The sequence below is a fragment of the Kocuria kalidii genome (assembly GCF_044462225.1).
Classification (GTDB): Bacteria; Actinomycetota; Actinomycetes; order Actinomycetales; family Micrococcaceae; genus Kocuria; species Kocuria kalidii.
The window spans coordinates 90,690-100,256 of sequence record NZ_JBISWJ010000078.1; the positions used below are offsets into that span (position 1 = coordinate 90,690).

General features: G+C 71.6%; 10 protein-coding genes. 5 read left to right on the plus strand and 5 right to left on the minus strand.

Annotation, left to right across the window (positions count from 1 at the left end; all coding sequences use genetic code 11):
• The first annotated feature begins 82 nt into the window (after positions 1-82).
• Positions 83-604: a hypothetical protein gene (locus ACH9D3_RS11970; protein WP_396411087.1), complete on the plus strand. Its 522-nt coding sequence runs from the start codon at positions 83-85 to the stop codon at positions 602-604.
• 13 nt (positions 605-617) lie between these two features.
• On the opposite strand, the gene ACH9D3_RS11975 is transcribed toward ACH9D3_RS11970, so the two are convergent.
• On the minus strand, positions 618-1,793 hold the full coding sequence (locus ACH9D3_RS11975) for a thermonuclease family protein (RefSeq protein WP_396411088.1): 1,176 nt from the start codon (positions 1,791-1,793) through the stop codon (positions 618-620).
• A gap of 235 nt (positions 1,794-2,028) precedes the next feature.
• On the opposite strand from ACH9D3_RS11975, the gene ACH9D3_RS11980 reads away from it, so the two are divergent.
• Positions 2,029-2,937, plus strand: a complete 909-nt coding sequence (locus ACH9D3_RS11980; RefSeq protein WP_396411089.1) for an NERD domain-containing protein — start codon at positions 2,029-2,031, stop codon at positions 2,935-2,937.
• Between the two features lie 84 nt (positions 2,938-3,021).
• Here ACH9D3_RS11980 and ACH9D3_RS11985 read toward each other — a convergent pair whose 3' ends face one another.
• Positions 3,022-4,056, minus strand: a complete 1,035-nt coding sequence (locus ACH9D3_RS11985) for a CNNM domain-containing protein (protein WP_396399393.1) — start codon at positions 4,054-4,056, stop codon at positions 3,022-3,024.
• Entirely contained in the window at positions 4,053-5,483 is a 1,431-nt protein-coding gene (locus ACH9D3_RS11990) for a CNNM domain-containing protein (RefSeq protein ID WP_396411090.1), read from the minus strand. Before ACH9D3_RS11990 ends, ACH9D3_RS11985 begins: the two co-directional genes overlap by 4 nt.
• A 479-nt stretch (positions 5,484-5,962) precedes the next feature.
• Between ACH9D3_RS11990 and ACH9D3_RS11995 the strand changes: the two genes are divergently transcribed.
• Complete coding sequence (locus ACH9D3_RS11995) at positions 5,963-6,448, plus strand: GNAT family N-acetyltransferase (RefSeq protein WP_396411091.1); 486 nt, start codon at positions 5,963-5,965, stop codon at positions 6,446-6,448.
• An 88-nt stretch (positions 6,449-6,536) separates the two neighbouring features.
• On the opposite strand, the gene ACH9D3_RS12000 is transcribed toward ACH9D3_RS11995, so the two are convergent.
• Complete coding sequence (locus ACH9D3_RS12000; RefSeq protein ID WP_396411092.1) at positions 6,537-6,773, minus strand: hypothetical protein; 237 nt, start codon at positions 6,771-6,773, stop codon at positions 6,537-6,539.
• Positions 6,774-7,091: 318 nt separating this feature from the next.
• Positions 7,092-8,042 carry a helix-turn-helix domain-containing protein gene (locus tag ACH9D3_RS12005; RefSeq protein ID WP_396411093.1) on the minus strand — a complete coding sequence of 317 codons (951 nt, stop codon included), beginning with the start codon at positions 8,040-8,042 and terminating at the stop codon, positions 7,092-7,094.
• 133 nt (positions 8,043-8,175) lie between these two features.
• Here ACH9D3_RS12005 and ACH9D3_RS12010 point away from each other — a divergent pair, with 133 nt between their 5' ends.
• On the plus strand, positions 8,176-8,958 hold the full coding sequence (locus tag ACH9D3_RS12010; RefSeq protein ID WP_396411094.1) for an NAD(P)H-binding protein: 783 nt from the start codon (positions 8,176-8,178) through the stop codon (positions 8,956-8,958).
• Between the two features lie 279 nt (positions 8,959-9,237).
• Complete coding sequence (locus ACH9D3_RS12015) at positions 9,238-9,456, plus strand: toxin (protein ID WP_396411095.1); 219 nt, start codon at positions 9,238-9,240, stop codon at positions 9,454-9,456.
• Positions 9,457-9,567: the final 111 nt, after the last annotated feature.

The window sequence follows — 9,567 nt, forward strand, 5'->3', positions numbered from 1 at the left end:
CACCGACCCGTAGCCTGAGGGCGGCGTGCAGGACGATCCGTCGTGCACGTCCGGAATCGGTGAACAACTGGGGGACCCATTGATGAAGAAGCTCTCGACGTGCCTGGGGATCGGAGTCGTCACGGCATCCATGGCCGTGGCGGCGCCGGCGTCGGCGGCCGCGAAGTACGACCCTGCCTCCGGCACCGGGTACGTGAGCAAGGGCGAGGTGCAGTCGGCGCTCGGGTGGAACAACAAGGAGTTCCAGGCGAACGCGGACCGTGTCAGCTTCTCCGTGCAGACCTACCAGTACCTGCGGATGGCGTGGACGTGCACGGAGGACGGGGGAGACGGGACGTTGGAGCGGGAGGGGTTCCGGGACAACTACCGGTACGGCTGGATCGACACCACTCCCCGCGAGCGCGGGCAGGTGGTCGGGTTCGAGCTGTCGGACTACCAGTACATCGTGGGCATCAGCGTCCCCGCGGGCGAATCGGAGACGGGGGTCTGCCCCGAGTCGTGGACGGCGAGCGGCGTCAGACTGGCGGAGGTGGAGGAGGAGGAGATCACCCTCGACCTGCACCTCGACGGCGAGAACACGATCACCGCCACGCTGGAGACCTGAGCCGCTGCCGGGATCAGCAGGGCTTGTAGAACTTGCCGCCCGGGGCGTAGCAGCGCGGCCCCGTGTAGCCGGGGATCTCAGCGGAGTATCCAGGAGGGGCCTGGTCGACGATGTTGGCCCCCGGGTTCGGGGCGGGCTTCGGTGCGGGTGCGGGTGCGGGTGCGGGTGCCGGCGCGGGCACGGCGGCCCGGTTCGCGGCGTCGACCGCCGCTTGCCGTGCCGCTTCGGTCTGCCGTGCCACCTCGGCCTGTCGGACGGCCTCCGCCTGACGCGCTGCTTCGGCCTGCCGTGCCGCTTCGGCCTGGCGCGCTGCTTCAGCCTCCGCCTCGCGGCGCTGTTCCTCCTCGGCCTCCGCCTGACGCGCGGCTTCGGCCTCTGCCGCGCGGCGCTGCGCCGCGGCGCGCTCTTGAAGGGCGGTGATGTCTCCCCGGACGCCCGCGATCCGGCCCTCGAGCGACGGCAGTCCGACCAGGTGGCGCACGTGCGGATGCGCGTCGCCGTCGACAGCGTCCAGGGCAGCCAGGAACGCCACGGCGGCCGCGACCTCACCGGTTGCATCGTCCAGGTTCGCCGGCGCGGCGTCGGCGAGCGCGGTCGTCGCCTGCTGGACCCGTGCCGGGATCGTGCAGCCGTGGGCGGGGTCGAGCAGGCCGGCCTGCTGCTGCTCGGCCTCGGCGAAGGCCTCCTCGACGGGCGGCAGGAACCGGTCGTTCGGGGCGATGTAGAGCGGGGTGCCCAGACCCTGACGGGCGATCTCGGCGTTGACCAGGGTCCCGTCCTGCAGGAACACCCCGGCGAGGGTGCGGCCGTAGGAGTCGGTGCGCTCCTGGTCGTACTCGAGGCCCACCACGGTGCCCGGCGGCAGGAGCTCCTCCAGCAGCGCGGTCGCCTCCGGACCGAGACACTCGACGATCTCGTTCGGGTCCTTGGTCTCCGGGGTGTCGATGTTGAGCAGCCGCACGCGCACCACCTCGCCGCCGAGCCGGACGTCGACGGTGTCGCCGTCGATCACCCGCTCCACCACGGCCCGCTCGCCGCGCAGCTCCGCAGCGGCCGAGGTCTCGGCGGCCTGTGAGGAGTTCGACGACGGCGTCGCGTTGCTGGAGGCCGCTGTTCCGCCGCAGGCGGTCAGGAGCGAGAGGACGAGCGCGGAGGCGCCCAGGCGGAGGAAGGCCGGGGAAGGCGTCATGGGGGGTCCTGTCAGAAGAGCATCGGGTCCTCATCAGCCTATGGATGCGGATGCAATCACCCGGGGAGGTCGATGTCCCCAGTTCGGGGGTGCACCGGTTGGTGCGCTACGAGTCGAGGCCGGGGTTTGCTGACCCGGACCACGTCACAATGCGGAACAGGGCGGCGCCCACTGGACGTTTTCTAATGCAAAAGCATGAGATGCAGGGAGACACTCTCGTTCCGTTCGAAAGCTGATGACCATGACGCCCTTCGCCGACCCTGCGCTCCCGCCCTCGGCACCCATCCGCACCACGGGGTTCGCCGCCTTCCGGCTGCTCGGTCCACCGGCGGAGGTCCGTGAACCGCAGCCGGCGCCGTCCCTGGCCGACCGCAGGGCGGGTCAGGCGGTCATCGCCGAGACGCTGCGGATCCAGGACGGGCAGCCGCCCCGGTCGTGGTGGCAGCGCCTGCGTGGTGCCAGCCCGCTCAGCGCGCAGAGCCGCCCGTGGTTCACAGGTGCTGAGGGGGAGATCGCGGTCGGGCGCATCCTGGACCGCCTGGGCCCGGAGTGGACGGTGCTGCACGCCGTGCCGGTCGGGGCCGGGGCCTCCGACATCGACCACGTGCTGATCGGCCCGGCCGGGGTGTTCACGCTCAACACGAAGAACCACTCGAGCACGGACGTCTGGGTCGGAGAGCGCGCGATCCTGGTGGGCGGGCACAAGCAGCACTACTTGACCCACGCCCGGCACGAGGCGGCTCGCGCGTCGAAGCGGCTGAGCGCCGCGGCGGGGGAGGTGGTGTCCGTGACTCCCGTGCTGGTGCTGATCCAGCCGAAGCAGCTGTCGATCAAACAGCATCCCGTCGACGTCAAGGTCGTCACCGAGCGTGCGCTGCTGCGCTGGCTGACGCGCCGTCGCCCTGTCCTGGATCCCGAGCGGGTCGCCCGGATCGTGGCCGCCGCCGTGGTCCCGGGCACCTGGCACCACAGCCCCGCACCGGCCGAGGATCCGGTGGTGCTGCAGGAGCGCTTCGCCGAGCTCCGGGCGTCGGTGCGCAGCGCACGAATCCGGCGCGACCTGTGGCGGCTCGGATACCCTGCCGCCGCGCTCGTCCTGTTGTTCGGGTCGGGCCCGCTCCGTGCGGTGCTGGACGGACTGTGAACCGGAACCGGTTCAAGACCGCGCCCACCGGTGCGGTCAGGACGACCGCGCCGGTGGGCGCGTGCGGGACGGGGACCGGCCCGCTCACCTGCCGGGCTGCTCCTCCGGCGTGAGCTCCCGGGGCAGCACCCGCCGCAGGACGTCGGAGAGCGTGATCACCCCGACGAAACGGCCCTGGTGCATGACGGCGGCGAGCTGCTCACCGGCCGCCCGGATCTGGGCCAGGGCCTCGTAGACAGGGGCCTCGGCGTCGAGCACGAACGCGGGGCGCACCAGGTCCTGGACGGGCCGCTCCAGCGGCTCGAGCAGCGTGTCGCGGACGTGGACCACTCCGGGCGTCCCGCCGTCGGGATCCGCCACGAGGACGCGCAGGTGCCCCGACCGCGCGGCGGCCTCCTGCACGTGGGCGGCCGTGGCCCCGGACGGCACCGTGGTCGGTGCGCGGTCCGGCGCGATCAGCGCCTCGACCGTGAGGTTCTCGAGCTCGAGGACGCCGGAGAGCTGCCGGCGGAAGGACGAGTCCAGAGCGCCCACGGACGCGGAGTGCTCCACGAGGTGCCGGATCGTGTCCACGTCCTGGCCGCCGACGGCCGCGCGGTTCACCGGGGTGACGCCGCTGGCCGAGACCAGCCGGTTGGCGATCGAGTTGACCCAGCTCAGCAGCGGCCGCACCAGCCAGATGAAGCCGCGCGAGGGCACGCCGATGAGCTTGGCCGAGGTCTCCGGGTAGGCGATCGCCCAGGACTTCGGCGCCATCTCGCCCACCACGAGGTGGAGGAAGGTCACGAACAGCAGCGACAGGCCGAAGGCGGTGCCGTCGGCCAGTCCCTCGGGGGCGCCCCAGGAGGCGAACACGGGGCTCAGCCACGCGTCGACCGCCGGTTTGGTGACGGCACCGAGGGCGAAGGTGCACGCGGTGATGCCCAGCTGCGCGCCGGCGAGCATGATGGTCAGCTCGTTGATGCCGCGCAGCGCGGCGCGGGCGGAGCGGTTTGTCGCGGCCTCCGCCTCGAGCCGGTGGCGGCGCGCGCCCAGCAGCGAGAACTCGACGACGACGAAGAACGCGCTGAGCACGATGAGCAGCGCGGTCACGGCGACGACGATCAGCGGATCACTCATCGGTCCCCCTCGCTCTCGGTCTCGGTCCTGGTGTCCGGGCGGCCGGCGGTGCCGTCGGCCGGGTCGTCGTCCTCGGCGGTGGTCTCCACGAGGCGCACGAGCAGTTCGCTGGGGACGTGGCGGGAGAGCTCCAGCACCTCGACGTCGAGCACCCGGTGGACGGGGTGGTCGAGGACGAGGTCGCGGGGGTCGTCGGGCAGCTCGACCCGCACCACCTCCCCGGAGGCCGGGAGCTCGCCGAGGTGGGAGATGAGCAGACCCGAGATGGTCTCGTAGTCGCCCTCGGGCAGCTCGTAGCCCACCGCCCGCTCGACCTCGTCGACGTGGATGTCACCGGTCATCCGCCAGGTGTCCCCGTGCTCGGGGGTGATGGTGGCGGGCGGTTCGTCGTCGTGCTCGTCGGTGATCTCCCCGACCAGCTCCTCGGCCAGGTCCTCGACCGTCAGGACGCCGGCGAAGCCGCCGTACTCGTCGATGATGCAGGCGATCCGGTTGCGCGAGCGCGTCAGCTGCGTCAGCGCGTCGGGCAGCGACATGAGCGTCGGCAGCACGAGCGGGGGCGCCATGATGGTCGAGACCGGCGCGTCCTCGGGGGCGCTGCCGCGGAGCAGGTCGGTCAGCTGGACGACGCCGAGGGGCTCCTCGGTCTCGGAGATCACCGGGTAGCGGGTGTGCTCGTGGGCCATGAGGACGCGCAGCTCGCCCACGGTGGTGTCCGGGGTGACGGTGCCGACGTGCGAGCGGGGGATCATGGCGTGCTCGACGTCCCGGTCCGGGAAGTCGATGATGCGGTCGATCAGCACGGACAGCTCCTCGGGCAGGTCGCCGCTCTCCCGGGAGTCGGCGACGATGCGCTCGAGGTCCTCCACCGTGGCGGTCGAGTCGACGTCGTGCACCGGCTCCACGCGCACCAGGCGCAGCAGGGCGTTGGCGGCGTGGTCGAACACGGTGATCAGCCAGCCGAAGAGCGCGAGGTAGATCGTCGTGGAGCGGGCGAGCGCGCGGGCCATGGGCTCGGCGTTGGCGATCGCCAGGTTCTTCGGGTACAGCTCACCGAAGATCATCTGCACGACGGCGGCCACGACCAGGGCGACCACCGTGCCGACGGTGATGCTCAGCGCGGCCGGCACCCCGGCGCCGCCGAGCAGCTCGCCCAGGGACTCGCCCACCATGGGCTCCGCCACGTAGCCGATGAGCAGGCCGGTGACGGTGATGCCCAACTGGGCGCCCGAGAGCATGAAGGACGTGCGGCGGGTGACCTTGAGGGCGCGCTGCGCGGCCCGGTCGCCCTCCGCGGCGCGCGCGCCGAGCTTGGCGCGGTCCACCGACATGTAGGCGAACTCCTGGGCCACGAAGTACCCGTTGGCGGCGATGATCGCGAGGATCACCACGATCCCGAGGAGGAGGGTGAGGATCGCCCCGATCATCGGGAGCTCAACCCCGGGCGGGGTGAGCCGGGCCGGAGCCTGCGGCGGTGGTCAGTTGCGGTGGGGGAAGGACAACTGTCTCCCGGGTCGTCGGACGACCCGGGGCTGGCAGGCGATAGGCCCATGCTGCTGGTTCACACTCTTCGTCGATCGGGGGTTCTGGGGCGTCCCACAGTCTATGGCCGGACGCGGCACCGGCAGGTGCCGGCGCGTCATCTTCCGGGCCAATGCCCAGGTGCGGGGTGTCGTCAGGCCCGTGCTCCGTCCGTCACCGCGGCCTGCACCGACGACGACGGACGTCCCCGCCGCAGCACGGGGCAGCCGTGGTGCGGCAGGCCTGGCTATGGTGGAGAGGTGATGTGTTCCGCCGCTGCGCGCACCCGCTCCTGAGCTCGCCGAGGCCCTGCTGCCTCGGCCACGAGCCCTCCCCGTGGCCTGCCTCCAGGTCGCGGGCTTCCCCACGTTCCAGGAGACGGACCATGCTGCTGCGCACCTTTCGCACCGACGACCTCGAAGCCCTCATCGACCTCACCGTCCGCGCCTTCGAGCCCATCCAGGACGGCATCCGGCACCAGCTGGGGGACGAGCTGTTCGCCCGGCAGAACGGGCAGTGGCGGCAGGACTACCGCGACACCCTCGCGGAACTGACCGGTTCGGAGAACCAGGAGCGGTTCCTCGTCGCCGACGTCGACGGCGCCCCCGCCGGCTACGCCGCCTGGAGCACCCACCCCGGCCCCGTCGGGCTCCAGGGGGAGATCACGCTGCTCGCCGTCGATCCCAGGCACCAGGGGGCCGGTCTCGGCCGCGCCCTGATCGACGGGGCCTGCGAGGCGATGCGCGCTGCCGGCTGCGTCGTGGCCTGGGCGAGCACCGGTGGGGACGAGGCCCACACCTCCGCCCGTGCTGCCTACGCCGCTGGAGGATTCACCCCGCTGCCCACGGTGTTCTTCAGCCGTCTGCTGTAGTTCCTGACGGAGGGCGGCCCGTCCGCAGGGCTCCGGAAAAGGGTTCCCCCCGGGTCGTCGCCCGACCCGGGGGGAACCGACACCGTCGTTACAGGACTCGCTGCATCGTCACGGCTTCTCTGCCGTCCTCATCCGGAACGGGACTCCGTCCGGGGGCGCCGTCGCCCAGGAAGGCCAGGCCGCGCCGCAGCGTCAGCAACCAGCCGTCCCCGCCGAGCTCGCGCCACGGCACCCGGTCCTCCGGGGGATCGGCCAGGCGACCGATCACCGTGTACACCGACAGCACGGCGGCGGTGGCCACCATCAGGAACAGGAACGAGATCATGGTGAACTCCTTGCTGGACGTGTCCCGACCCGTTCCGGCTGGTGCGCGAACCGACGCAGAACTGCCGGGATCGGGACCGATGTGTGGGGTTTCTTTCTCCCACATCGACAAGCATGGATGGATCGTGTTCTCGGTACGAGTGGCAGAAATGACGACTGCCGGTCATTTTCTGCCAACTTGCTCGGGCCTCGTCGCGGAGCCGGTTCCGGGCCCGTCGAACGTGCACGCGGGTGGCGGAATCGGCGATCCGGTGGGCTGGTCCTGTCCCTGTGCCGCGGCCGAAGCAGCGCTCAGGAGGCGGTGCTCAGGAGATGGTGCTCAGGAGGTGGTCGCGAAGCGGCGGCGGTACTGCTGCGGGCTGAGCCGCCGGATCCGGGTGAAGTGGTGGCGCAGCGTGGCGGCGTTGCCGAAGCCCACGTCCGTGGCGATGCGTTCGACGGGCAGGTCGGTCTCCTCGAGGAGCTGCTCGGCCCGGTGCAGGCGCCGCGCGGTGATCCAGGCGTGCGGCGTGGTGCCCGTCTCGTCGCGGAACCGGCGGGCGAAGGTGCGCGGGGACATGGCGGCGCGCCGGGCCAGGGCGTCGACGTCGAGCGGCTCGTCGAGGTGCCCCACGATCCAGGTGAGCAGCGGATCCAGCGTCTCGGCCCGGTGCTCGGGGACCGGGTCCTTGATGAACTGGGCCTGTCCGCCCTGGCGTTGCGGAGGCACGACCATGCGCCGCGCCACGGTGTTGGCGGCGGCCGAGCCGAACTCCGTGCGCCACAGGTGGAGGCTGGCGTCGAGGCCCGCCGCGGTGCCGGCGCTGGTGAGGATGGTGCCGTCCTCGACGTAGAGGACCTCGGGCACCACCTGCGCGGCGGGGAACCGCTCGGCCAGTTCTCCGGTGTGCATCCAGTGGGTGGTGCAGCGGCGGCCGTCGAGCAGGCCGGCGGCCCCCAGCACGAAGGCGCCCGAGCAGATGGACATGAGCCGGGCGCCACGGTGATGGGCCGTGCGCAGCGCGTCGAGCACGTCCGCCGGGACGGGGGCGTGGCGGGACATCGCCGGGAGGACGACGAGGTCCGCCTCGGCCACCCGCTCGAGACCGTGGTGGACCGCCACGTCGAAGCCGGCGATCGTGCGGACCGGTTGCCCGTCGGGGCTGCACACGGCGAAGTCCATGACCGGCAGGCCGTCGGTGGAGCGGTCGATCGCCCAGGCCTCGCAGGCCACGCCGAGCTCGAACGGGGAGACCTCGTCGAACACGACGACGGCCACGTTGCTGATCATGGGTCCATGTTCCCAGCAGCGCGGCAGGAAGTCGACGACAGCCAGAAAAGAGACAGTCGCGGCAGGATTGGTGCGCGAGGAGAATCGATGCCAAGAGCATCGGGGCACGGGCGGACGGAATGGGCGGTGGACGATGGAAAGCACGGGTGAGGGCGAGCGCCGGAAGGTGGCCGTCCTGGGGGCGACCGGACAGCTGGGCGCACGGGTGGTGACACAGCTGCGTCAGCGAGGGGTCGACGTCGTCGAGGTCTCGCGCGGGCAGGGCACTGACGTCTACTCCGGTCAGGGCCTGGACGCCGCGTTCGACGGGGTCTCCACCGTGGTGGACTGCCTCAACCTGGAGACGCTGTCCCGTCGACGTGCCGTCGACTTCTTCACCACCGCCGCACGCAACGTGGTGGCGGCGGCGCAGCGGACGGGGGTGTCCCGGATCGTGTGCGTCACGATCATCAACGCCCGGGACCCCGAGGTGCACCGGTGGATGGGCTACTACGCGGGCAAGGCCGCCCAGGAGCGGACCTACCGTGCCGGGGCGGTCCCGGTCATGTTCGTGGCCTCGGCACAGTGGTACGAACTGGCCGAGACCCTGCTGTCACAGATGCGCATCGGCCCGCTCTCCGCGGTGCCCGGGATGCGCTCCCGGCCGCTGGCCGCCGACGAGGCCGCGGCGTTCGTCGTCGACCGTGTCCTGGAGGCCGGTGGCACCGCGACATCCGACGACGCCGTCATCGCCGGGCCCGAGGTCCGCGATCTGGCGGAGCTGGCCCGTGCGATCGATCAGCGCCGAGGCGGACGCCGGAAGGTGGTCCGGGTTCCGGTGTCCGTCACCGCTCTCGGGAACGGCGGTCTCCTGCCCCGGGGGGACTTCACGACCGCACCGACCCGGTTCGAGGACTGGCTCCGCGGCACCTCCTGAGGAGGGTGGTTGCTGACGCCTGCCGGTTCGAGATGGCATCAGCCCACGTCACTGGGCCTCCACATGCATCGACGCCAGGCGGGTGTGGCGCACGCGGAGGCTCTTCGGTCATTGCACAGGAGTCGCCTGTCCTGTGCTCAAGGACCCGGTGCGCAGCGAGTGCGGGTAGGCGGGGTGTGCAGTGATCGTTCGTCCGGCGCGCAGCTGTGACGTCCCGCGTCCTGTGCCACCTCGACGGCGGGCGGGTCCGTGGAATCCGTTTCGTATTGCAATTGACACGTGGAGATCCACCGCTCCGCCCGGAAGCACGGCATCGACGACGCCGACGTCAGGCAGGCCGCCGACGGATTCCTGGTCGCCGACCCGATCGGCGACGACGCGCCGGCGCGGGAACTGTGCCTCGGTGTCGACACTCGCGGGCGGCTGCTCGAGACCGTCGTCCCGTTCCTCGACAACGGCGTCGAGCTCATCGTCCACGCCTGGCTCAAGAGCGCCTGACGCACAGGTCGCACGACGCGACCTCGTGGCCTGGTGGGGAAGCTGGTCCTCGTGGACATGGGCCGGTTCGTCTCTGTGTCCAGGGGTGTCGCTCAAGGGGATCCGGGTGTG